This window comes from Psychrobacter sp. GP33 (genome assembly GCF_014119005.1).
In the GTDB taxonomy this organism is placed as follows: domain Bacteria; phylum Pseudomonadota; class Gammaproteobacteria; order Pseudomonadales; family Moraxellaceae; genus Psychrobacter.
In genome coordinates, this window is sequence record NZ_JACGYX010000005.1 from 1 (window position 1) to 24,106 (window position 24,106).

General features: G+C 42.8%; 16 protein-coding genes and 1 tRNA gene. 16 read left to right on the plus strand and 1 reads right to left on the minus strand.

Annotated features, from left to right (window positions below):
* The first annotated feature begins 228 nt into the window (after positions 1 to 228).
* From H2245_RS07830 to rpoC, 9 genes are all read left to right on the plus strand, one after another.
* A tRNA-Trp gene (locus tag H2245_RS07830) sits at positions 229 to 304 on the plus strand.
* Between the two features lie 50 nt (positions 305 to 354).
* Positions 355 to 840: a preprotein translocase subunit SecE gene (secE, locus tag H2245_RS07835; protein WP_182406853.1), complete on the plus strand. Its 486-nt coding sequence runs from the start codon at positions 355 to 357 to the stop codon at positions 838 to 840.
* A gap of 128 nt (positions 841 to 968) precedes the next feature.
* Entirely contained in the window at positions 969 to 1,499 is a 531-nt protein-coding gene (nusG, locus tag H2245_RS07840; protein WP_182406854.1) for a transcription termination/antitermination protein NusG, read from the plus strand.
* A 78-nt stretch (positions 1,500 to 1,577) separates the two neighbouring features.
* The gene (gene rplK / locus H2245_RS07845) at positions 1,578 to 2,009 is read left to right on the plus strand and encodes a 50S ribosomal protein L11 (RefSeq protein ID WP_182406855.1); all 432 of its coding nucleotides are present in this window, start codon (positions 1,578 to 1,580) and stop codon (positions 2,007 to 2,009) included.
* A complete protein-coding gene (rplA, locus tag H2245_RS07850) occupies positions 2,009 to 2,710 on the plus strand; it encodes a 50S ribosomal protein L1 (protein WP_182406856.1) in 702 nt (233 codons plus the stop codon). Before rplK ends, rplA begins: the two co-directional genes overlap by 1 nt.
* A 455-nt stretch (positions 2,711 to 3,165) precedes the next feature.
* Positions 3,166 to 3,693 (plus strand): 50S ribosomal protein L10, encoded by a 528-nt coding sequence (gene rplJ / locus H2245_RS07855; RefSeq protein ID WP_182406857.1) that lies wholly within the window; start codon positions 3,166 to 3,168, stop codon positions 3,691 to 3,693.
* 126 nt (positions 3,694 to 3,819) lie between these two features.
* Positions 3,820 to 4,191 (plus strand): 50S ribosomal protein L7/L12, encoded by a 372-nt coding sequence (gene rplL / locus H2245_RS07860; protein ID WP_182406858.1) that lies wholly within the window; start codon positions 3,820 to 3,822, stop codon positions 4,189 to 4,191.
* Between the two features lie 563 nt (positions 4,192 to 4,754).
* Complete coding sequence (rpoB, locus tag H2245_RS07865; protein WP_182406859.1) at positions 4,755 to 8,873, plus strand: DNA-directed RNA polymerase subunit beta; 4,119 nt, start codon at positions 4,755 to 4,757, stop codon at positions 8,871 to 8,873.
* Positions 8,874 to 9,044: 171 nt separating this feature from the next.
* Positions 9,045 to 13,274 (plus strand): DNA-directed RNA polymerase subunit beta', encoded by a 4,230-nt coding sequence (gene rpoC / locus H2245_RS07870; protein ID WP_182406860.1) that lies wholly within the window; start codon positions 9,045 to 9,047, stop codon positions 13,272 to 13,274.
* 412 nt (positions 13,275 to 13,686) lie between these two features.
* Here the strand turns inward: rpoC and H2245_RS07875 are convergent, their stop codons facing one another.
* Positions 13,687 to 16,368: a penicillin-binding protein 1A gene (locus H2245_RS07875; RefSeq protein ID WP_182406861.1), complete on the minus strand. Its 2,682-nt coding sequence runs from the start codon at positions 16,366 to 16,368 to the stop codon at positions 13,687 to 13,689.
* A 195-nt stretch (positions 16,369 to 16,563) separates the two neighbouring features.
* Here H2245_RS07875 and H2245_RS07880 point away from each other — a divergent pair, with 195 nt between their 5' ends.
* The 7 genes from H2245_RS07880 (at position 16,564) to aroB (ending at position 24,085) form a co-directional block, all read left to right on the plus strand.
* Positions 16,564 to 17,619, plus strand: coding sequence for a pilus assembly protein PilM (locus H2245_RS07880; protein WP_182406862.1), 1,056 nt, complete (start codon positions 16,564 to 16,566; stop codon positions 17,617 to 17,619).
* The gene (locus tag H2245_RS07885; protein ID WP_182406863.1) at positions 17,619 to 18,296 is read left to right on the plus strand and encodes a PilN domain-containing protein; all 678 of its coding nucleotides are present in this window, start codon (positions 17,619 to 17,621) and stop codon (positions 18,294 to 18,296) included. Before H2245_RS07880 ends, H2245_RS07885 begins: the two co-directional genes overlap by 1 nt.
* Positions 18,293 to 19,024 (plus strand): type 4a pilus biogenesis protein PilO, encoded by a 732-nt coding sequence (locus tag H2245_RS07890; protein WP_182406864.1) that lies wholly within the window; start codon positions 18,293 to 18,295, stop codon positions 19,022 to 19,024. The genes H2245_RS07885 and H2245_RS07890 overlap by 4 nt, the downstream gene beginning before the upstream one ends.
* Positions 19,024 to 19,572, plus strand: a complete 549-nt coding sequence (locus tag H2245_RS07895) for a pilus assembly protein PilP (RefSeq protein ID WP_182406865.1) — start codon at positions 19,024 to 19,026, stop codon at positions 19,570 to 19,572. The genes H2245_RS07890 and H2245_RS07895 overlap by 1 nt, the downstream gene beginning before the upstream one ends.
* Before the next feature lie 27 nt (positions 19,573 to 19,599).
* A complete protein-coding gene (gene pilQ, locus H2245_RS07900) occupies positions 19,600 to 22,125 on the plus strand; it encodes a type IV pilus secretin PilQ (RefSeq protein ID WP_182406866.1) in 2,526 nt (841 codons plus the stop codon).
* A 191-nt stretch (positions 22,126 to 22,316) separates the two neighbouring features.
* A complete protein-coding gene (aroK, locus tag H2245_RS07905) occupies positions 22,317 to 22,937 on the plus strand; it encodes a shikimate kinase AroK (protein WP_182407101.1) in 621 nt (206 codons plus the stop codon).
* Positions 22,938 to 22,978: 41 nt separating this feature from the next.
* Positions 22,979 to 24,085: a 3-dehydroquinate synthase gene (gene aroB, locus H2245_RS07910; protein ID WP_182406867.1), complete on the plus strand. Its 1,107-nt coding sequence runs from the start codon at positions 22,979 to 22,981 to the stop codon at positions 24,083 to 24,085.
* The last annotated feature ends 21 nt before the right edge of the window (positions 24,086 to 24,106 follow it).

Below are 24,106 nucleotides of genomic sequence, written 5' to 3' on the forward strand. Positions count from 1 at the left end.
TCGCCTGATAGAATGGAAGTTAAATATGTTAATGTAAATAGTGCTTATAATTTATCTGTGATAACCATAGAGCAATATATAAAAGCAGGTTTATAGTTCAAGATTTCCTACCTTTATCGCTACAATATCATTATTAAAAATCGACTTATTAGATTTATCTTATAAAATATGTGCTTATAACTTGCATTCTAATTAAAATCTTGTATAATTAGCAGCCTTAACACCCCTAGGCGATTGGCTCAATTGGTAGAGCATCGGTCTCCAAAACCGAGGGTTGTAGGTTCGAGTCCTACATCGCCTGCCATCTTTTAGTATATCTTTGTAGTATCCCATCATCTCTAAAGCGAGTCCTTTATGAGCAACAATCAAGATAACCTCGACACTACGTTATCTGATGCCAAGGCGGCTAATGGTGGGTTACTGACTAAAAATAACCACATATCAGCGACCAATACGTCTGCTGTGGAAGTGGCGAAAACAAGTTCAACAAAAGATATTGTGCTATGGTTATTAGCAATCATAGTGTTAATCGGTGCGACATTGGTTAATCAGTATTTACCAGGCTATTGGCAACCTGCCAATGAGGTTTGGATACGGATTAGCATTATTGTCGCACTTTTTGTATTTGCATTAGTATGTTTAGCGCTGACTCATCAAGGTCGTGCGTTCAAGACCTTATTGAAAGATGCTGCGGTGGAATTGCGCCGTGTCACATGGCCAAGTAAAGATGAAACGTTTCAATATACATGGCAAGTGATTGTTGTGATTGCCATTGTTGGATTCTTTATCTGGTTATTAGACAACTTCTTTAATTGGTTCGTGGGCTTATTTATTGGCTAGTAGATACAAGTTAAGTTACTCGCTTATTTATATAATGGGCGAATTTAGTTTGCGGCTGGTAATTTTTGTACCCATTAACTCATGTGTCTATTCACTTAGATGTTACTTATAACGATTAGGAGCGTGATATGCGTTGGTATATTGTCCAAGCGTTTTCAGGATATGAAAAACAAGTGCAACGTTCATTAATCGAGCGCATTAATCGTAGTGATTTTGCTGAATCTTTTGGTGATGTATTGGTACCCACCGAAGAAGTCGTCGAAATGAAGGACGGCAAGAAGCGTAAAAGTGAGCGTAAGTTCTTTCCAGGCTATGTATTGATCCAAATGGAAATGAATGATAATACTTGGCACATTGTTAATGAATGCCCGCGTATTATGGGCTTTATTGGTGGTACGGCCGAAGCGCCTGCACCGATTACGCCAGTAGAAGCTGACCGTATTTTAAATCGCTTAAATCAAACAGAAGCGACGCCACGTCCGAAAACATTATTCGAGCCGGGTGAAGAGTTATTAGTGATTGATGGTCCATTTACTGACTTTAAAGGGTTGGTTGAAAAAGTGGATTACGAAAAATCTAAGTTACAATTGACCGTAAATGTATTTAATCGACCAACTCAGGTTGAGCTTGAGTTTAGTAAAGTTGAAAAACTGGACTAGACAATTATAAACCGGGGAGCTGTTAGTCAATTGCATCTGCATATTGACTTAGCGTTATGACCCATTCAGGAGAGAATCATGGCTAAGAAGATTGATGGTTACATCAAACTGCAAGTCCCTGCAGGTAAAGCAAATCCTTCACCACCGATTGGTCCAGCATTGGGTCAAAAAGGCGTGAACATCATGGCTTTCTGTAAAGAATTTAACGCTGCAACCTCAGGTCAAGAGCCGGGTCTACCGATCCCAACTGAGATCACGGTATACAGTGATAAATCTTTCACCTTCATCATGAAGTCTCCACCAGCTGCGTACTTATTGCGTAAAGCTGCTGGCATTGCTAAAGGTTCAGGCACACCGAATACCGCTAAAGTCGGCACGGTTACTCGTGCACAACTTGAAGACATTGTTAAGACTAAAGATGCAGACTTAACAGCATCTGATCTTGATGCTGCTGTTCGTACCGTTGCTGGTACCGCCCGTTCAATGGGTATTACCGTGGAGGGTGTATAATGTCTAAGCTAACCAAACGTCAAAAAGAAATCAATAGCCGTATTGAGCACGAAAAACAATACACAATTGAAGAAGCGGTTCAAATCCTAAACGATTTGCCACCTCTTAAATTCAAAGAGTCTATCGATATCGCAGTAAACTTGGGCGTTGACCCACGTAAATCTGATCAAGTCGTACGTGGCGCAACAAACTTACCTGCGGGTACTGGTAAAACCAAACGCGTTGCTGTATTTGCTCAAGGCGCTGCTGCTGAAGCCGCTAAAGAAGCGGGTGCTGACATCGTTGGTTTTGAAGACCTAGCTGAATCAATCAAAGCGGGCAACATGGACTTCGATATCGTTATTGCTGCTCCTGACGCCATGCGCGTTGTTGGTCAATTAGGTACTATCTTAGGTCCACGTGGTCTAATGCCTAACCCGAAAGTCGGTACGGTAACGCCAAACGTTGCTGAAGCTGTTGCCAATGCGAAAGCTGGTCAAGCACAGTACCGTGTTGATAAAGCTGGTATCATCCATACTACAGTTGGTCAAGTCGGTTTTACCGCTGAACAAGTTATGGAAAATGCCCAAGCTTTATTAGCCGACCTACGTCGCGCTAAACCTGCTACGTCTAAAGGTGTTTACATCAAACGTATCACTTTGTCTAGCACTATGGGTCCAGGTCTTGCTATTGATCCAGTACCGCATCGTCTTAACAAATAAGATTAGTACTAAAAATTCTTATTTATTATCACATCCTTTAGTTTGAGACTAGATAATAAATAAACTCCAATTTTAAATATTAGGTCAGCGTAGCACACGCTACGCTGTCTAAGACCGTAGGTAAAAAGCGGTTTATAACGGCTAAAGAATAAGTGTTAGCTTACTCTTAACCTTAACAAGCTGCTGTTGTTAATCGACGACAGATGAAAATCTTAGTTGGCCTACGCAGACGGTGACCCACCCAGTTGTTGATAAGAGCGGATAGGGTAACCTATCACTTGATGTCATTCTGATAACGGTGCCGTAATCAGTCGTTGTTAGTATGCTTGAATTTTATAAAGCTGCTGATAACGTGTCGTATCAAGTCAGTCTTAGCAAGTTGTTTGAGCTATGCATACTTAAAGTATTGCAAACTTAAACTATGAGCGGATTGGTAAGATTAAAGGAGTCAACTTATGGCATTAACGCTAGAGCAAAAACAACAAGTTGTGGCTGAAGTGTCTGAAGTTGCTGCTAATGCTTACTCAGCAGTAGCTGCCGAATATCATGGTATTGGTGTTGCAAAGCTTACCAAGCTGCGTGCACAAGCCCGTGAAAAAGGCGTCGTTTTAAAAGTGGTAAAAAATACCCTAGCAAAACGCGCGTTTGAAGGCACTAAGTTTGAGAGCATGTCAGACCGTATGACTGGTCCATTACTTTTGGCTTTCTCTATGGAAGATTTGGGATCTGCCGCTCGAGTCATTTTTGACTTCAGCAAAGATCACAAAGCCCTTGAGACCAAATTGGTATCAGTTGGTGGTGTTGTTTATGGTCCAGAAGAGCTAGAGCGCGTATCGAAGCTACCAACTCGCGACGAAGCACTTTCTATCTTAATGGCTACTATGAATGCACCAGTAACCAAGCTTGTCCAAACTATGAACGCAGTTCCTGGCAAGTTTGTTCGCACGGTAGCAGCAATCAAAGACGCAAAAGAAGCGGCATAATTGCTTGTTTTAACGTAACTTTGACATCGCCGATTGCACTATATTGCCATCCCTATTTTAAAATGTGGCAAGCAATCCAAGCGATATTAAAATCAATTAAATTTTATCAGATAACGGAGAGTTCTCATGGCACTATCTAAAGATGACGTGTTAAACGCAATCGCTGAAATGTCAGTAATGGATATCGTTGAATTAATCAGCGCTATGGAAGAAAAATTCGGCGTAACAGCTGCTGTTGCTGCTGCTGCACCTGCCGCCGGCCCTGCTGCTGCTGCTGCTGAAGAAAAAGACGAGTTTGACGTTGTTCTAGCTAGCTTTGGCGAGAAAAAAGTTGGCGTGATCAAAGCTGTACGTGAAGCGACTGGTCTTGGCTTAAAAGAAGCGAAAGATTTGGTTGAAAGCGCTCCAGCTCCAATCAAAGAAGGCGTTAACAAAGCTGAAGCTGAAGAGTTGAAGAAGAAACTTGAAGAAGCTGGTGCAACTGTTGAACTAAAATAAGTTCAATGCTGTACAAAAAAAGCTGGTGATGCCTTGCATTACCAGCTTTTTTTTATTATAATTCGTAGCTTGACCTTTTGTGTCTGCCAACAGTCGTAAGCAAAAACACGGTGGATACCCATCAAAAGGACACACGATATATATGCACGCACGCACGCTAGTTTTTATGAGCAGTTAAGATAAGCTAAATGTCCTTAGATATTTGGCGATTTTTTGTGTCTGTTCTCTTTTCTAATGACACTCTCTTTTTTCTATATTTTAAAATTGATAGCTGTTGTAATAATGACTTATAAATATTTTAACATGTTTTACTGTCAGTAAATGAGCTTATAGACAGTAATTATTGTCGACGACATTCATTTTTATTAGCTATTAATAATTGATGTCAGCTAATTTATCCTTGTTAAGTACGGAATGCTTGCTACAAGATTGAATTTAGCAAATATTCCGTACTTAATATGACACCCTATTTTTTATTATCGTTTACGTTGCCATGTTTGCAAAATATTGATGCAAACTGGTTACGCTTTAATTTGTTTCCACGTTTACTGTAAGGACTCTCGATGGCATATTCTTATACTGAAAAAAAGCGTATTCGCAAAAGTTTTGCTGAATTGCCTACTGTAATGGACATTCCTTATTTATTGTCCATTCAAGTAGATTCCTATGAGCAATTTTTGCAAGAGCACAAAAAGCCAAAAGCTCGTGAGAATACTGGTCTGCAAGCAGCATATTCTTCTATTTTTCCAATCGAAAGTCACTCTGGCAATGCAGAGTTACAGTTCGTTGAGTATCATTTAGGTACGCCTGAATTTGATGAGCGCGAATGTATCTTACGTGGTTCGACGTTTGCAGCTCCAATGCGCGTTAAAATCCGTTTGATTATTAAAGATAAAGATAGTAAAGATAAAGACAGCAAAGCGGCTATTAAAGATATCCGTGAGCAAAGCGTTTACATGGGCGAAATGCCACTGATGACCGCGAACGGTACTTTTATTATTAATGGTACTGAGCGAGTTATCGTTTCTCAGTTGCATCGCTCACCTGGTGTATTCTTTGATCATGATAAAGGTAAGTCGCATTCAAGTGGTAAAGTGCTCTATAACGCGCGTATTATTCCTTACCGTGGTTCGTGGTTAGACTTTGAATTTGATGCTAAAGATTTGGTATTCGCGCGTATTGACCGTCGTCGTAAATTACTTGCTTCTATCATTTTGCGTGCGTTGGGTTTAAGTACTGGCGAGATTTTAGATTTGTTCTTTGAAAAAGTAGCCGTTTATAAAGGCGAAGAGCAATTTGAGATTGATCTAGTTGCTGATCGTTTGCGCGGTGAAATGGCGCAATTTGATATCATTACACCAGATGGTACCGTTGTCGTTGAGCAAGGCAAGCGTATTAACGCACGTCGTATTCGCCAGCTTGAAGAAGCAGGCATGACGAAAATCTCGATTCCTGATGAATACTTATATGAGCGTATTTTAGCTGAAGATATCATCGTTAATGATGAAGTGATCGCTCGTGCTAATACGCTAATTGACCATGAATTATTGGTTAAATTAAGTGCATTCGAAGCCAGTGAATCGATTAAAGAATTTAGTATTCTATTCACCAATGATATCGATCAAGGCAGTTATATTGCTGATACGCTACGTGCTGATAGTACCTCAACTCGTGAAGAAGCGTTAGTTGAGATCTACAAAGTGATGCGTCCAGGTGAGCCACCAACGATTGAAACCGCTGAAAAATTATTCGATAGCATGTTCTTTAATGCGGATCGCTACGATTTATCGAACGTTGGTCGTATGAAGTTTAACCGCCGCTTAGGTTTAGAGTTCGATAACACTGATGATCCTGATATTCAGCGCGAGCGTAGCGTATTGACCAATGTTGATATTGTCAATGTGTTAAAAGAGCTAATTGAAATCCGTAACGGTCGCGGCGAAGTCGATGATATTGACCATTTGGGTAACCGCCGTATTCGCTCAGTAGGCGAGATGGCAGAAAACCAATTCCGTGTTGGTCTAGTACGTGTTGAACGTGCGGTTAAAGAGCGTTTAAGCTCAGCAGAATCTGATAACCTATCGCCACAAGATTTGATTAACTCAAAACCTGTTGCGGCTGCGGTTAAAGAATTTTTTGGCTCAAGCCAGTTGTCCCAGTTTATGGATCAGAATAATCCATTGTCTGAAGTCACGCATAAACGCCGTGTATCTGCATTAGGACCCGGTGGTCTGACTCGTGAACGTGCAGGCTTTGAAGTACGTGACGTACATGATACCCATTATGGTCGTGTGTGTCCGATTGAAACTCCTGAAGGTCCAAACATTGGTTTGATTAACTCATTAGCGACCTTTGCTAAAACCAACAGCTTTGGCTTCTTAGAAACGCCGTATCGCCGTGTGGTAGATGGTAAAGTAACTGATGTTATCGAGTATCTATCAGCAATTGAAGAAGTAGGTACTGTTATTGCACAGGCTGATTCTCCAGTGACCGCCGATGGCGCGTTATCTGATGAGATGGTCAGTGTCCGTAGCTATGGTGAATTTGTTCGTATGCCACCAGAAAAAGTGACGCATATGGATGTGTCGCCAAGTCAGGTTGTATCAGTAGCCGCCGGTTTGATTCCATTCCTAGAGCATGATGATGCTAACCGTGCCTTGATGGGCTCGAACATGCAACGTCAGGCAGTTCCTACGCTACGTGCTGATAAGCCGTTAGTGGGTACAGGTATGGAGCGTCACGTTGCTCGTGACTCAGGTGTTTGTGTGATAGCTAAGCGTGGCGGCGTGATTGAAGACGTTGATGCCTCACGTGTTGTGGTTCGTGTGAATGAAGATGAGATGATTGCTGGCGAAGCTGGTATTGATATCTATAACTTAGTTAAATACACACGTTCTAACCAAAATACTTGTATCAATCAACGTATTATCGTTAACCAAGGCGACGAAATTGCTTCAGGCGATATCTTAGCTGATGGTCCTTCAACGGATCTTGGTGAGTTGGCATTGGGTCAGAATATCCGTATTGCCTTTATGCCGTGGAACGGTTACAACTTTGAAGATTCTATTTTGTTATCTGAAAAAGTCGTAAAAGAAGATCGCTTTACCACTATCCATATTCAAGAATTAACTTGTGTGGCGCGTGACACCAAATTGGGTACGGAAGAAATCACTGCCGATATTCCAAACGTTGGCGAAGCAGCATTATCAAGCCTTGATGAAGCTGGTATCGTTTATATCGGTGCAGAAGTGGATGCTGGTGATATCTTAGTTGGTAAAGTCACGCCAAAAGGTGAGACGCAACTGACGCCAGAAGAGAAACTACTGCGGGCTATCTTTGGTGAAAAAGCGGCTGATGTTAAAGACACCTCACTGCGTGTTCCAACATCAAGTAAAGGTACGGTTATTGACGTACAAGTCTTTACACGTGATGGTGTTGAGAAAGATGCGCGTGCAAGAGCGATTGAAAAATCACAGCTTGATAGCTATCGTAAAGATTTAAAAGAAGAGCTACGTATCTTTGAAGAAGCGGCTCGTGGTCGTATCGCAAGCTTGTTAGATGGTCAAAAAGTAAGCGGTGGTTCTGGTCTAAAAGCCGGTACGGTTATGGCTGCTGCTGACATGAAAGAGATGAGCCTCGAGACGTTACTTGATATTCAGCCTGTTGAAGAAGAGATCTCTGAACGCTTGACCCAGATTGCAGAATATTTGGTTGATAAGCAAAAAGACATTGATAGCAAGTTTGCTGAGAAAAAACGCAAATTGACTGCTGGCGATGACTTGCAACATGGCGTGCAAAAAATCGTTAAGGTTTATCTAGCGGTTAAGCGTCGTATCCAGCCTGGTGATAAAATGGCCGGTCGTCATGGTAACAAGGGTGTAGTATCGCGCATTATGCCCGTTGAAGATATGCCGTATGATGAACATGGTAACACTGTTGATATCGTCCTAAATCCACTGGGCGTACCATCGCGTATGAACATCGGTCAGGTACTCGAGACCCATTTAGGTATGGCTTCAAAAGGCTTGGGCGAAAAGATTGACGGCATGCTCAAAGCACAAGCAGCGATGAAAGATTTACGTGATTTCTTAGACCAAATTTATAACAAAGTTGGTGGCGAACAAGTCGATCTTGATAGCTTATCAGATGATGACATCATGGCACTTGCCAATAACTTGCGTGCAGGTGTGCCAATGGGTACGCCAGTATTTGATGGTGCCCATGAGCATCAAGTGAAAGACTTGCTTGAGCTTGCAGGTTTGTCAAGAGATGGTCAGCAAACGTTATATGACGGTCGTACAGGTCAGAAATTTGACCGTAAAGTTACGGTTGGTTACATGTATATGCTGAAATTGAACCATTTGGTTGATGACAAAATGCATGCGCGTTCAACCGGTTCGTACTCGCTAGTGACCCAACAGCCACTAGGTGGTAAAGCTCAGTTCGGTGGTCAGCGCTTTGGTGAGATGGAAGTGTGGGCACTAGAAGCGTACGGTGCTACTTATACCTTGCAAGAAATGTTAACGGTGAAATCGGATGACGTTGAAGGACGTACCCGTATGTATAAAAACATCGTCGATGGTGAACAGTATATGGATCCAGGCATGCCTGAATCGTTTAATGTACTGACCAAAGAAATCAAATCATTGGGTATTAATATTGAGTTAAAACAAAGCAACTAAACTTCATAAAATATATTAATAACTTTATGAGACGCAGTTGTCCTCCTAAAAGTAGTAGCTATTGCTGCTGCTTTTAGTGACTTATCTTAACCCTATTCATTGCCTTCATTTCTATACTAGCATCATGCTTAGCACGCTATTATAGGATTATAGAGATAACGGAGAAGCAACTTGAAAGATTTACTCGATATCATGCAAAGCCCTACCAGCAATGGTAATCATGAGTTTGATAGTATCCAAATTACTTTGGCATCGCCTGACGTTATTAAGTCATGGTCGCATGGTGAAGTTAAAAAACCTGAAACCATTAACTACCGTACCTTTAAACCTGAGCGCGATGGTCTTTTTTGTGCCAAAATTTTTGGTCCAGTAAAGGATTTTGAATGTCTGTGTGGCAAATATAAGCGTCGTAAGTTCCAAGGCGTTATCTGTGAAAAATGTGGCGTTGAAGTCACCACAGCTAAAGTACGCCGTGACCGTATGGGTCATATTGACCTAGCTAGCCCTGTTGCGCATATTTGGTTCTTAAAATCATTACCAAGCCGCATCGGTTTATTATTAGACATGACGCTTCGTGATATCGAACGCGTCTTATATTTTGAAAGCTATATCGTTACCGAGCCGGGTCTGACTTCTTTAGAGAAGTACCAACTGCTTGATGATGAAGATTATTTTAAAGCCTTGGAAGAATTTGGTGATGAGTTCGTTGCCAAGATGGGCGCAGAGGCGATTCAAGATTTATTAAAAGATATCGACTTAGACATCGAAATTGATGATTTGCGTGAAGCGATTCCGCAAACCGGTTCTGAGACGAAGCTTAAGAAAATGTCTAAGCGTCTTAAATTATTAGAAGCGTTCCGCGATTCTAATAATAAACCTGAATGGATGGTAATGACCATCTTGCCAGTATTACCACCAGATTTGCGTCCGCTCGTACCACTAGAAGGTGGTCGTTTTGCGACATCAGATCTAAACGATTTATATCGCCGGGTGATTAACCGTAATAACCGTCTAAAGCGTCTGCTTGAGCTAAGCGCTCCTGATATCATCGTACGTAACGAAAAACGTATGTTGCAAGAATCAGTAGATGCGTTGTTAGACAACGGTCGTCGCGGTCGTGCGATTACTGGTAGTAACAAGCGTCCATTGAAATCTTTGGCTGATATGATCAAAGGTAAACAAGGTCGTTTCCGTCAGAATTTGCTTGGTAAACGTGTTGACTATTCTGGTCGTTCGGTGATCGTTGTAGGTCCAACCTTACGTCTACATCAGTGTGGTTTACCGAAGAAAATGGCACTTGAGTTATTTAAACCGTTTACTTATAACAAATTATTGTCTCATGGCTTAGCGACGACGATTAAAGCTGCCAAAAAAATGGTAGAGCGTGAAGAGCCACAAGTGTGGGATATGCTGGCCATGGTTATCCGTGAGCATCCAGTACTCCTTAACCGTGCGCCGACGCTTCACCGTTTGGGTCTACAAGCATTTGAACCAGTACTTATTGAAGGTAAAGCGATTCAGCTGCATCCATTGGTATGTACTGCGTTTAACGCCGACTTTGACGGTGACCAAATGGCAGTACACGTGCCATTGACCTTAGAGGCACAGCTTGAGTCACGTGCGCTAATGATGTCGACTAACAATATTTTATCGCCTGCAAATGGTGAGCCGATCATTGTACCGTCACAAGACGTGGTGTTGGGTTTATATTATATCAGTCGCTCATCAGTGAATGCTAAAGGCGAGGGCATGATTTTTGCCACCGTTAATGAAGCTTTACGTGCAATTGGTTCTAACGACTTACATGTGAATGCGAAGATTAAAGTACGTGTGACTGAAACGCATATTGATGACGAAGGCAATCATACTAAAGAGACGAGTATCAAAGATACCGTCGCTGGTCGTTTATTGATTTGGAACATCATGCCTGATGGTATGGCGTTTGATGAGTGCAACCAAGAGATGACTAAGAAAAATATCTCGCGTCTAATTAACTCTTGCTATCGTAAGATGGGCGTGAAAGACAGCGTTATGTTTGCTGACCAATTGATGTATCTTGGTTTTGCCCAAGCAACGCTATCTGGTGTATCAATTGGTTTGGATGACATGGTCATTCCGCCATTGAAAAAACAAATCATCGAAGTAGCCGAAGCTGAAGTACGCGAAATTGAAGATCAGTTCGAGCAAGGCTTTGTGACGGCTGGTGAGCGCTATAATAAAGTGGTTGATATCTGGTCACGTACCAATGACAAAGTCGCAAAAGCGATGATGGATAACTTGGCAACAGATAAAGTTATTAATGCGCAAGGTGAGGAAGAAGAGCAGAAATCATTCAACTCTATCTTCATCATGTCAGATTCTGGTGCTCGTGGTAGTGCGGCGCAGATTCGTCAGCTTGCAGGTATGCGTGGCTTGATGGCTAAACCGGATGGCTCAATTATTGAGACCCCGATTAAAGCCAACTTCCGTGAAGGTTTGACCGTACTTCAGTACTTTATTTCAACGCATGGTGCGCGTAAAGGTCTAGCCGATACCGCATTGAAAACCGCTAACTCAGGTTATTTGACCCGTCGTTTGGTTGATGTGGCGCAGGATTTAGTGATTACTACTGATGACTGTGGTACAGATGTTGGTTTGCTTATGACGCCGCACATTCAAGGTGGCGAAATCATTGAGAAGCTTGGTGATCTTGTACTTGGTCGTGTAACCTCACGCGATGTGACTTATAACGACAATGCTGAAAAAGTATTGATTCCAGCCGGTACATTGATTGATGAGCATTGGGTTGATACCCTTGACGCTAACGCGATCGATGACATTTGGGTGCGTTCAGTTATTACCTGTAATGTAGCACATGGTGTATGTGCTCAATGTTATGGTCGTGACTTGGCACGTGGTCATAAAGTCAATATTGGCGAATCTGTTGGTGTTATGGCAGCTCAGTCAATTGGTGAGCCAGGTACTCAGTTAACCATGCGTACCTTCCACGTGGGTGGGGCAGCAAGCTCGGCGTCTGTGGACAATAGCATCTCTGTGCGTAATGCTGGTCAGGCACATTTTGAAAATATGAAAACTGTTGAACACATTGATGGTCACTTGGTTATCGTATCGCGTTCGGCTGAAATTGCATTGACTGATGATCTTGGTCGTGAACGTGAGCGCTATAAAGTCCCTTATGGTTCAAGCGTGCTCGTGAAAAATGGCGATCAAGTTGAAGGTGGCCAAACCATCGCAAAATGGGATCCGCACACGCATCCAATTATTACAGAATTTGCTGGTAAAGCCCGCTTTAGTGATATCACTGATGGTCTAACAGCAACTGTGAAAGTTGATGACGCGACTGGTATGAGCTCGTTTGAAATTCTTGCCACACGAGATCGTTCAAGCTCGGCAAAAGACTTACGTCCTGCCATTATCTTGAATACTGATGCTGGTAAAGAAGTGGTTTACTTCTTACCTGCTGAAACCATTATTCGCGTTGGCGATGGTGAAGAAGTAGCCGCAGGTTCGATTCTAGGTCGTGTACCACAAGCATCATCAGGTACCAAAGATATTACCGGTGGTCTACCACGTGTAGCCGACTTATTTGAAGCACGCCGTCCAAAAGATCATGCCATTATGGCTGAGATGACAGGTGTCGTGAGCTTTGGTAAAGAAACTAAAGGTAAGAATCGCTTTATTATTACCAATGAAGATGGCGAGATTCATGAAGAGTTGATTCCAAAATGGCGTCAAATCAACGTGTTTGAAAACGAAACTGTAGCACGTGGTGAGGTTATTGCGGATGGTCCACAAAATCCACATGATATCTTACGCCTAAAAGGTCAAACCGCACTTGCTGACTATATTGTCAACGAAGTTCAAGACGTATATCGCTTGCAGGGCGTAAAAATCAACGATAAGCACATCGAAGTTATCATTCGTCAGATGCTGCGTAAAGTTGAGATTACCGATAGCGGTGATTCAAACCACTTTAAAGGCGATCAGGTTGAATATGCTGATATCAAAGCACTGAATGAAAAACTAACTGGCGAAGATAAATTCCCAGTCCAGTTTGAACGTCAGCTGTTAGGTATCACCAAAGCCAGCTTGGCAACTGAAAGCTTTATTTCAGCGGCATCATTCCAAGAAACCACACGTGTACTAACCGCTGCTGCAGTGATGGGCAAGGTGGATGAATTACGTGGTCTGAAAGAAAACGTGGTTGTAGGACGTCTCATTCCGGCAGGTACTGGTCTGGCTTATCACAAAGCCCGTAAAGAAAAAGCGGAACAGAAACTACTGGATTTAGATATCAACTCAGCATTTGATATGACGACTGCAAGTAGTGACAGCAAAGACTTTACTAGCTTTGATGAGGCATTTGCTCAAGAGCTTAGCCAAAGTACACCGTCTGAATAAGGGTAATAAAATTATTGACAAGTTGCTATAGAAATTTTTAATGCTAGTTAAAAAGCCAGCCATGTTGCTGGCTTTTTCGTACCTGATAGTAATGGCAGTGTCGGTAAATAGTCTAATGACTAATTCTTTTATTCAATTGAATCTCTAAATTGTAATCTAATTTATACTAAGGTCTAGAGCATGTAATTTTTTAACGCGAGCTATCATTAATGATTATTAAATTGTTAAGTTTATAGAAACGTCGTTGATAAAAAGAGATAATGATGAAAACTAACAGTTGCTCTGGTGTTTATAGCGATTGGATAATTGTTAAAGACGCAATAAAAAATCCTGTTCAGTGAACACTGAGCAGGATTCTTCATCAATAATTTTCTATAGCATAAAATAGGTTAAAAAATTAGTGTTTTACGATTTATTCAGCAAGTGCTGGCATACGGTCAGTCGGCATTACTTTTAATGGCACTTGACCTTGATTGCTATTGTCTTTATTACGCGTAGGCGATGCCAATCGTTTATTATCAATACCTTCAAAGTTGTCGCCTAACACTAACTCAGGTTCTGGCTGCTTACGCTGCTGTTTTTTCGGTGTAACCGGTTTCACGCTATCTCCAGTTTCCATATCAGTGTCTTCTTCGCTAGTAACAATACCATCATCGGTCATCTCAATAATACGGTTTTTTTGCTTTTTTGATTTTGAGCGATTATTAATTGATACCCATTGATGAGGAACGCCTTTTAGTTGCGCACCCATAAAATCCATCCAAACTGGTAAGGCAGCGACACCGCCATATTCACGGCGACCTAAAGTTTCTGGCTGATCAAAACCCATCCATACGATAGTAGCATTGGTAGGGTGAAATCCAGCAAACCAAGCATCTTTAGCTTCGTTGGTTGTTCCTGTTTTACCGGCAATATCACTGCGCCCTAACGCTCGTGCCCTTACCGCTGTACCGTGCTGAACCACATCACGTAAAATATCTGCCATTTCATAGGCGACACGAGGTTTTAAAATACGAGGCGCTTGGGTGGCATGTACATACTGAACAACAGGCGCTTGTAGGCGATCGGCAGCTGGACTGGCATTGTAAGTGCTCAGTGTTAATGCTTTAAGATATTCGGCTTTATCTTGGTCTTCTTGCTTCACTTTATCTGTGCTAGAGATTTTATCTTTTTTATCTTTATCTTTAGATTTTTTATCGTCGTTAGCGGGTTTACTCTGTGCTTCAAGCAGCTTTTTATTAAGCTCGCCTACTTGTTCATTAAAGCATACCGCACAGGCTTGCTGAGGATTGGCTTGGAACAATAGCTTATTATCGTAATTGTAAATTTGTTCAATAAAATAGGGCTGAATGCGATGTCCGCCGTTAGCAAAAGTAGAATAAGCAGTTGCCATTTGTAAAGGCGTTGCTTGTCCTGCGCCAAGTGCTAAGGATAGGGTCGTAGGCAGCTTTTCTTTATCCAAACCAAATTGATCAAGTAAACTCAAGGTATCTGAAATACCAATGGCTTGTAGAAGACGAATGGAGACCAGGTTGCGCGATAAATACAAACCACGTCGTAAAGAGATGTCTCCAAGAAAACGTCCATCGGAGTTTTTAGGTTTCCAGTCGCCTACTTGAATGGGTCGGTCAGAAACAATACTGTCGGGTCGATAGCCTTTTTCTAATGCTGCTGTATAGACCAGTGGCTTAATGGTAGAACCCGGTTGCCGCCATCCTTGAAGTGCGCGGTTGAATTTACTATGATTAAAATCAAAGCCACCGACTAAGGCTCTAACTGCGCCATTATCAGGATTTAAGGATACCAGGCTACCCTGTACATGGGGTACTTGCGCCAATTTCCAGTTGCCGTTCTCGGTTTTGACTAAACGTATAATGTCATTTTTACTAACAATCTGCGCCGCATTACCCGGGTAATTACCAATACGGTCGGCTGAAAAATGCTTGCGCGCCCAGCTCATGCCTGACCATTGCACTGTGACATTTTCACCAGACGGTATGGTCGCTTCAAAGCTGCGTGAACTGACTTTGGTGACTTTGGCAGGAATCATGTTGCCATAAGGTCGGAACTTTTCTAATGGTTCATCATTGGCTTCTGCGCCGCGCCAGCCATGACGATGATCATACGCTAACAGACCTTTTAGCACCGCAGTTTCAGCGTCGATCTGAGCTTTGCTATCGACCGTCAACCTAACACGCCAGCCACCATTAACAACTTGCTCACCATAACGATTCACTAAAGCGTAGCGCGTCATTTCTGCCAAATAGGGCATATTAACATCAAGCTTTTCTTTATAAAGATTCAGACCAATAGGCGCGCGAATAGCAGCATCATGCTGAGCTTGACTGATGTAGCCCAACTCATGCATTCGTCCAATAATCCAATTACGCCGTATTAAAGCGCGACTTGGATTGGCAACAGGATTATATTTAGAAGGCGCTTTGGGCAAGCCTGCGAGCATTGCCATTTCAGCAATAGTCAGTCTATCTAGCGATTTACTGTAGTATTTTTTAGCGGCAGCGCGAATACCGTACGCCCCTTCACCCAAATAAATTTTATTAACATATAATGTTAAAATTTCATTCTTACTCAGCTCATCTTCCATTTTTCGGGCGACAAACAGCTCAGTGAGCTTGCGATTTAATGTACGCTCAGAGCTTAAAAAGTAGTTTTTTGCAACCTGCATGGTGATAGTAGAGCCGCCAGTTTGCCCTTCGTCTTCTGTTACGACCTCTGTTACGGCACGACCAAGACCTTTAATACTGATACCACTATGCTGGAAGAAAGAGGCGTCTTCAGCCGCCAAAAATGCATGAGTAAGGTCTTCAGGAATTTGCTCAAAGGTAACAGGAAGCGATAAACGGTTGCCATATTGGCCAATTAGCTTATTATCACTACTGTAAATCTGTAAGGGCATCTCTAGACTTGCTGTTTTAATCTCTTGAATACTAGGAAGTGTTGGCGATAAATACATCGCCATGCCATAAAAACCAATGGGTACAGCAAGAGCTAATATCACTGCCAACGCCAAAAAGGCAATAAATAGCCCCACTAAGAAGTGAACCAGACGAGCGGTAACAATGTTTTTGGTCATAATTAGACTTATCGGTTAAAATTTGCAACAAATGGTATATTATACCTTGAACAAAACAAGCAGTTGATACTAAAAGTGTAATTTCTATATATAACATTTTTAAATCAGGGATTAAGCGTGTTGAGTAATATATTATATTTATATAATGTTGCAAATTGTTACTACAGTATGTCATCAATATAAAGGATAGAGGTTGTGAGGATATTTTCTCCAAGAAGTCGACATTTAGTTGGGGTAGATATCTGCGCCACCTCAGTAAAAATAGTTGATATACAACGTCAACAAGGAATGTTTCACTTAAAGTCCTATGGTATCGAAAGCTTACCGTTAGGGGCAGTAGTGGATAAACTGATTGTAGATGCAGAAGCGATTGGCGATGCTATTGCTAGAGTGGCGCGTCGTTGTCATGTTAATGGCTATGATGCTGCTACTGCAGTCTCGGGTACAGCCGTGATTACTAAAATTATTGATATGGACATGCTATTGACCGACGTTGAGCGTGAGGCTCAAATTCGCTTAGATGCTGAGCAGTATATTCCTTATCCTCTAGAAGACGTCAATCTTGATTTTGAGGTCTTAGGTCCTTCGTTACTAGATGAAAACCTAGTGCAGGTTCTACTTGCCGCTTCACGCTCAGAGAATGTTGATCAGCGTGTTGATGCACTGACCTTTGGTGGACTAAAAACTAAGGTAATGGATATTGAGTCGCATGCGGTTGAGCGCGCCTTTGGATTGATGGTTGATAACTTAAGCAGTCTGCCAGAATTAGTTGCGCTGGTTGATATTGGTCATCATCAAACGACGCTGTATATTGCTAGAAATGGTGAGTTTATCTACAGTCGCGAACAACTTTTTGGCGGTATACAGCTGACTGAAGCGATTCAAAACCGTTATGGATTGTCTTTTGAAGAAGCAACTATAAATAAGCGCGAGCACACTTTACCAGATGATTATTACCCAGAGATATTAATCCCTTTTATGGAAAGTGCGATTCAGCAAATTACCCGCTCATTACAATTTTATTTTTCATCCAGTCCTTATGACAGTATTGATCATGTCGTGCTTGCCGGTGGTAGTAGTTCTATTCCCGGTCTTGCAGGGCTGGTTCAGCAGAAATTGCGAGTGCCGGTTACCGTAGCCAATCCGTTTATTAATATGACCATTGATCCTTATATCAACAATGAGCAGTTGGCAATTGATGCCCCAAGCTTAATTGCAGCTTGTGGTTTGGCTTTAAGGAGCTTTGATTAATGGCTCGTATTAACCTACTGCCTTGGCGGCAAGAAGAACGTGAACGCCGTAATAAAGAATTCATGGCTATAGTAATCGCAACTACTTTACTTGCGTTATTAGCAGCATTTGCGACATGGAGTTATTTTAGTAATCAGCTCGATGAACAGCTAGATGCTAATGCCCTTATCGAGCAAGAGAATAGTCGATTAGATGCTGCGTTAACAGAAATTGATACCTTAGAGCAACGCCGTGAAGATATCATAGCACGCATGCAGGTGATTCAGGATTTGCAAGGTCGTCGTCCAGTGCCTGTACGGTTATGGGATGATATCGCTAATGCCATTCCGCCTGCCTTATATTTAACTAGTTTAAAGCGCGAAGGGGATTTAATCACTTTGATTGGATTTGCAGATAATCCAAATGTGGTATCTAGCTTAATTCGTAGTTTAGACAACAGTGAGTGGATGGGTAATTCAGCGGTGCGAAATATTCAGCAAAACATTACCGCTTATGAGGCAGCGCCGACACTGAGTACAACAGTGACAACGGGAGAGCAGCCACGCCCAGTGTACCCAGAAGACAGTTATGTTCAATTCGAAATCACCACTCAAGTGCAACTAGACACGGATAAGACAGTGACCGATGCGGCTGGGGCATTACCCGCACCTACGCCTGAGTCTGGAGAAGGGTCATGAAACTTATCCGCAAAAAGATTTTACTAAAAAAGAAAAAAATAGCAACGCCTAAAAAATCCTTTAATTTTAATGAGTTTCGTCGTAGTTTTGAGTCATTAGATACTGAAAACTATGGCAGCTGGCCGGTGTCGGTTAAAGTGACCGTGCTATTTTTCATTGTGGCATTGATAGCTGCTTTATCTTGGGCACTGCCAATCAGCAGTAAGCTGGATGAAATTGCCGCGGCTGAAAGTGAACAACAAACCCTACTGACCACTTATCGCGAAAAAGAATCCAAAGCCCGCCATCTTAATGCCTATAAAACTCAAGTAATGCAAATGGAAACAGAGTTCACCACTCTGCTCGATCAGCTGCCCAAAGAGACTCGAGTATCAGAGCTGTTAGAAGGTATCAATATGACCGGCGTTGGCAGTAATATTCGCTTTCAGGATATCTCAGTTGAGCCGGAGATTGAGCAAGAGTTCTTTATTGAACAGCCCATTCGTATTGCTGCCTTGGGTGAGTATCATCAATTTGGGAGCTTTATCAGTGGTCTTGCCGCCTTGCCGCGTATTTTTACCATGCATGATTTTGAAGTGACTAATCCGCAGCCAACATTAGATAAGCTGCCAGAACTAAATTTAATTCTCCAAGCCAAAACGTATCGTTCAAAAGAAATCACGGCTGAAAGTACGGCTGTTGAAGAGGGTGCTCCTTCAGTCAATGATGATAGCGCAGGGGGTAACTAATGCGTATTTCTTCACTTATAATTACCAAACTGCCAGCGGTGTTGATGCTAAGTGTTTCTGCATTATGGTTGACCGGTTGTAATGATCGCATCGGCATAGCAGAGCAGGCAATGTACGATATTCGCAATGAGCCGGCGCAACCAATTGAGATGCCACCGCAGGCAAAATTGATAGAAGATTTTGTTTATAGTGCCAGCCTTTTGCGCAGTCCTTTTTTACCGCCCAGTTTGGTCAGTGTCCAAGCACCTGAAGCTTCTTTTGAGGGTGTTCGTCCGGACATTAATCGTACTAAAGACCCGCTTGAGCAGTATGAAATTGCGCAGTTGACATTCCGTGGTCAAGTGATATCGCCGGAAGGTAAGCAATATGCGTTGGTACAACGTCCTGATGGTTCAGTCGCCAGTGTGCAAGTAGGTGACTATCTTGGTTTGAATGATGGTCGTATCGTTGAAATCACGCCAACTCAGATTAATTTGATTGAAATTGTGCCAGACAGCCGCGCTGGGTTTATTGAAAGACCGCAGTCGCTGGTTTCTCCTATTAGCTAAGTTGGCAGAATTTTTGAGGAATAAGTAATGACAGTACGCACGAATAAGATGGCAAATACTAGGAAAAAACTGACGATGCGTGATTGCATCTCAGCCACATTTGCGATCTCTGCTTCTACCTTTACATTACCGGCTCTGGCCGCCAGTATGGTTGCCATTAGCAGCAATGCCTACGCAGACTCGCGCATTAATAACGTGTCCGTAATTCAAACCGCTCCCGCTGTTACCCAATTACGCTTAGGGTTTTCAGCCGCGCCTGTATTGCCCACTGCCTACCAGCTTGCCGACCCCAGCCGTTTGGTATTGGATTTTGATAAGGTACAAAACGGTCTGAGTACCCGCGCCACCGACTATAATGTCGGTATGGTAAAAGAAATTACGGCTCTCAATAGTGACAGCACCACGCGCCTTATCGTTGGGCTAAAACAAGAGGGCAGTTATACCACGGCTATCAGTGGCAATGATTTATTATTGACTTTATCGGAGCCAAACCGCCCGACGGCCAATAAGAGAATCGTTCGCTCTGCTACTGTACCTCAAGTGACCCCGATAGCAACGCCAGTCGTAACTTCAGTTGTGACCCCGATCGTTACCCCAATTGTCACTAGCCAAAATAGCGTTACCGTACCTAATGTGGTGGTTACGCCCGATATCTACGTCACGGATAAAGACAACTTAACGACGACAGCAATTGTCACTCCCATCATTGAGACTAATAGCGTTGCGGTCGCCCCTATCGTCACAGGTACGACGACAGTCAAAAAACCTACTCCAGCCGATACCATGGTGGTACGAGTCAACCCTTTACTAGATCCAAGGCTTGCCTCATCACAAGTCAGTCGTCAATACAGCTATGATGGCTTGACGGCATTAAATTTTGCTGCAGGCGTTGATGGTGGTGGCAATGTCAGTATCGCATTGGCAAATGAAGCCATTCCTGTAGATGTTCAGCGCCAAGGCAATAAGCTCATTGTTCGTTTGACGGGCAGCACAGTGCCTAGAAACTTACTGCGCCGCCTAAATGTGAATAGCGGCTTGGTGAACAGTATTGATACCAGCAATCAAGGTCAAAATGGCGTCATAACTATTAATCTGAATGCCGATTATGAGTATCAAGCGTTTCAATCAGGCAACCAGCTGAACATCGGTATCCGTAAACCTGAACTGCTCCGTGAGCCAACCCTAGAAGAAAAAGTTTATACCGGTGAAGCGCTCTCGATGGAATTCCAAGATGTTGAGATTCGTACAGTTCTGGATATCTTAGCGCAGTTTACGGACATGAATATCGTTGCTAGTGACTCCGTTGCTGGAAATATCACCTTGCGCCTGATTAATGTGCCTTGGGATCAAGCGTTAGATATTATTTTAAAAAGTAAAAATCTAGCTAAGCGCGAAAATGGTAACGTGATCTTGGTCGCACCGACTGCTGAGCTTTCTGCTCAAGAAGCGCAAGAGCTTGAAGCGCAGTTGGCAGTAGAGGCTTATGAGCCACTACGTACCGAATATATTCGCTTAAGTTATGCCAAAGCGGCGGATGTGCTAACGCTTATCTCGCAAGGCAGTGGCGGCTCAGGCAGTAATTCAAGTGGCACAACCAGCAATCGTGCTGATGATAATAATACACTGCTATCCAATCGCGGTACGGTAACCGTCGATGATCGTACCAATACTTTAATTATTAAAGATGTGCCACGCAGTATTGAAAATATTCATAAGCTGATCAGTAAAATTGATATTCCTGTCCGCCAAGTGATGATTGAGGCGCGTATTGTTAGTGCTTCTGATACCTTTAGTAAAGAGATTGGTGTACGTTGGGGGATTTTATCCAATGGTGCGGCAAACAATCGCTCTTTATTAGTCGGCGGTAGCAATCAAACCATTAATGATTTGAAAAACTTTACCATTGAGTCCACTACTATTAATGGGCAAACGGTCACTTATCCGAAGTACGATATCAGCCGTCCGGATAACTTAAACGTCGATTTGGGCGTTGCCAATCCTGCCGGACGTATTGCCTTTGGTTTACTCAGTATGTCAGATGTGATGCTTGATCTTGAATTATCGGCACTCCAAGCGGACAATCGGGGTGAAGTCATCTCGACGCCAAAGATTTTAACCACTGATAAGCAAACGGCAAAGGTCTCATCGGGCACGCAAATTCCATATCAAGAAGCAGCGGCAAGTGGTGCAACCTCTACCAGCTTTAAAGAAGCGGCATTGAGTTTAGAGGCAACACCAAACATTACTCCAGACGGTAAAATCGGCTTGCAGCTGAATATTACCAACGGTACGCCAACCATTATTAATGGTCAGGTGGCAATCTCTGAAGATTCAATTTCAACCAACGTGATTGTTGAAGATGGTCAAACCATCGTACTGGGCGGTATCTTTAGAAACCGTACCAGTAATGGGGTAGAAAAAGTGCCGTTCTTAGGCGACTTACCTTATGTCGGACAAGCGTTCCGCCGTACTATGCGCAATAATGATAAACAAGAATTACTGATTTTTGTGACTCCAAAACTAATCAATGATGGTATCAGTCGTTTAAATTAATCATTTTTCATCCTCATTTTGTCTTATTATTACCCTATAAAAAGCAAGCTGAATGGCTTGCTTTTTTATTCCCCAAAATTTATGGGTGCTTAATAACGTTGGTAGTCTATTTTCCTGCGAATAAACGTTGTCATTACTAGCCAGAATATCGATGACGTTGTATGATAGTGGAATTTATTTGAGTGAGTGTTATGTTGGAGGAATTGCCATCGGTGTTCTTGGTTGGACCAATGGGCGCAGGGAAGACGACGATTGGACGCCTGCTTGCTAAGCAGCTTGGGCGCGAGTTTGTTGACAGTGACTGGCATGTAGAGTCACAGACGGGCGCTGATATTCCTTGGATTTTTGCCAAAGAAGGGGAGATGGGCTTTCGTGAGCGTGAAACTCGGGCGATAGATGAGCTGACTCAGGAAAACAATATTGTGCTGGCAACTGGCGGCGGTGCAGTGATGAGCGCTGAAAACCGTAAGTTTTTACATGAGCGCGGCATTGTTATTTATCTCAATGCGCCTGTTGATGTACAGATGGCACGTACATCTAAAGACAAGTCGCGTCCGTTATTACAGCAGCCCAATCCCAGGAAAATCCTACACGACCTATATCGGGTTCGTGACCCTCTTTATCGACAAGTGGCGCATATTATTATGCCCACCGGTCATACGTATCCGCGCCATATGGTGTATCAATTGCTGCAGCAGCTGACTGCTTTTGTACGAGCAGCAAAACCGATTGCGCCAGACGAATTACCAAATGCATTCATAAATGCGTCACTAGACGAACCAGATAATACCGAATTCACGGAAGAAAAATAACATTTACGCTTATACGCTTACTGCCTATTAAGGAGCTTTTAATGGCAACGTCGTCCTCTTTTAATGGTTTAACCGTACAGACGCAAAGCCATGATTATCCCATTGTCATTCGCCAATCTGGTCACTTAACGGGTGACAGTATGGCGTCACAAGTTGTGCCTTATATCCATGGACAGCAAGTGTTGATTGTGACCAATGAGACAATTGCGCCTTTATATTTGCAGCCGCTACAAGCTGAGCTTGCCGAGCAGTTTAAGGTTGCAGTTTGTGTATTGGCTGATGGTGAGCAGTATAAAAATCAAGCCAGTATCAATCAGATTTATGACGCGCTAATGGCTGAGCATTTTAACCGTGATGTGACTTTGATTGCACTTGGTGGCGGTGTGGTGGGTGATATGACCGGTTTTGCAGCGGCAAGCTTTATGCGCGGCGTAAATTTTATCCAAATTCCGACCACGCTATTGTCGCAAGTCGACTCCAGTGTTGGTGGCAAAACGGGCATCAATCATCCGCAAGGTAAAAATATGATTGGCGCTTTTTGGCAACCGCAAATGGTCTTAGCAGATATGACCACATTACAGACCTTGCCGGCGCGTGAATTATCAGCAGGAATCGCCGAAGTTATCAAATACGCATTGATTATGGATGTGGATTTTTTAGCGTGGCTTGAGCAAAATATGGCAGCGATGCTGGCGCTAGATTTGGCAGTACTTGGCGAGGCGGTAAAACGCTGTTGTCAGTACAAAGCTGATATTGTTGCTCAAGATGAACGTGAATCTGGTATTCGCGCCATATTAAACTTCGGGCATACCTTTGGGCACGTCATTGAAACCCATGAAGGCTATGGTAATTGGCTACATGGCGAAGCGGTCGCAGCAGGTATGGTACAAGCAGCTGAGCTATCAGAAAAGCTTGGCTGGTTAAGTGCTGAAGATGTTGCTCGTGTTAAGCGCATTTTAACGTTAGCAAAACTGCCTATTATTGCGCCTCCCATTGCCGTTGAGACCGCATTACGCTTAATGGGACATGATAAAAAAGTGAAACAAGGACAAATCCGTCTGATTTTGTTAAAATCACTGGGTAACGCAGTATTAACGGCAGATTTTGATGCGCAGCTGTTGACTGAAGTCTTGGTACAGCCGGCTTGATTAATGATGTTATTGTTGATA

Coding starts and splice junctions, on each gene's coding strand:
- aroK (WP_182407101.1), top strand. CDS start 22,317: ATGTTGGAGGAATTGCCATCGGTGTTCTTGGTTGGACCAATGGGCGCA.
- rpoB (WP_182406859.1), top strand. CDS start 4,755: ATGGCATATTCTTATACTGAAAAAAAGCGTATTCGCAAAAGTTTTGCT.
- secE (WP_182406853.1), top strand. CDS start 355: ATGAGCAACAATCAAGATAACCTCGACACTACGTTATCTGATGCCAAG.
- H2245_RS07875 (WP_182406861.1), bottom strand. CDS start 16,368: ATGACCAAAAACATTGTTACCGCTCGTCTGGTTCACTTCTTAGTGGGG.
- nusG (WP_182406854.1), top strand. CDS start 969: ATGCGTTGGTATATTGTCCAAGCGTTTTCAGGATATGAAAAACAAGTG.
- rplK (WP_182406855.1), top strand. CDS start 1,578: ATGGCTAAGAAGATTGATGGTTACATCAAACTGCAAGTCCCTGCAGGT.
- H2245_RS07885 (WP_182406863.1), top strand. CDS start 17,619: ATGGCTCGTATTAACCTACTGCCTTGGCGGCAAGAAGAACGTGAACGC.
- rplJ (WP_182406857.1), top strand. CDS start 3,166: ATGGCATTAACGCTAGAGCAAAAACAACAAGTTGTGGCTGAAGTGTCT.
- H2245_RS07895 (WP_182406865.1), top strand. CDS start 19,024: ATGCGTATTTCTTCACTTATAATTACCAAACTGCCAGCGGTGTTGATG.
- rplA (WP_182406856.1), top strand. CDS start 2,009: ATGTCTAAGCTAACCAAACGTCAAAAAGAAATCAATAGCCGTATTGAG.
- pilQ (WP_182406866.1), top strand. CDS start 19,600: ATGACAGTACGCACGAATAAGATGGCAAATACTAGGAAAAAACTGACG.
- H2245_RS07890 (WP_182406864.1), top strand. CDS start 18,293: ATGAAACTTATCCGCAAAAAGATTTTACTAAAAAAGAAAAAAATAGCA.
- aroB (WP_182406867.1), top strand. CDS start 22,979: ATGGCAACGTCGTCCTCTTTTAATGGTTTAACCGTACAGACGCAAAGC.
- rplL (WP_182406858.1), top strand. CDS start 3,820: ATGGCACTATCTAAAGATGACGTGTTAAACGCAATCGCTGAAATGTCA.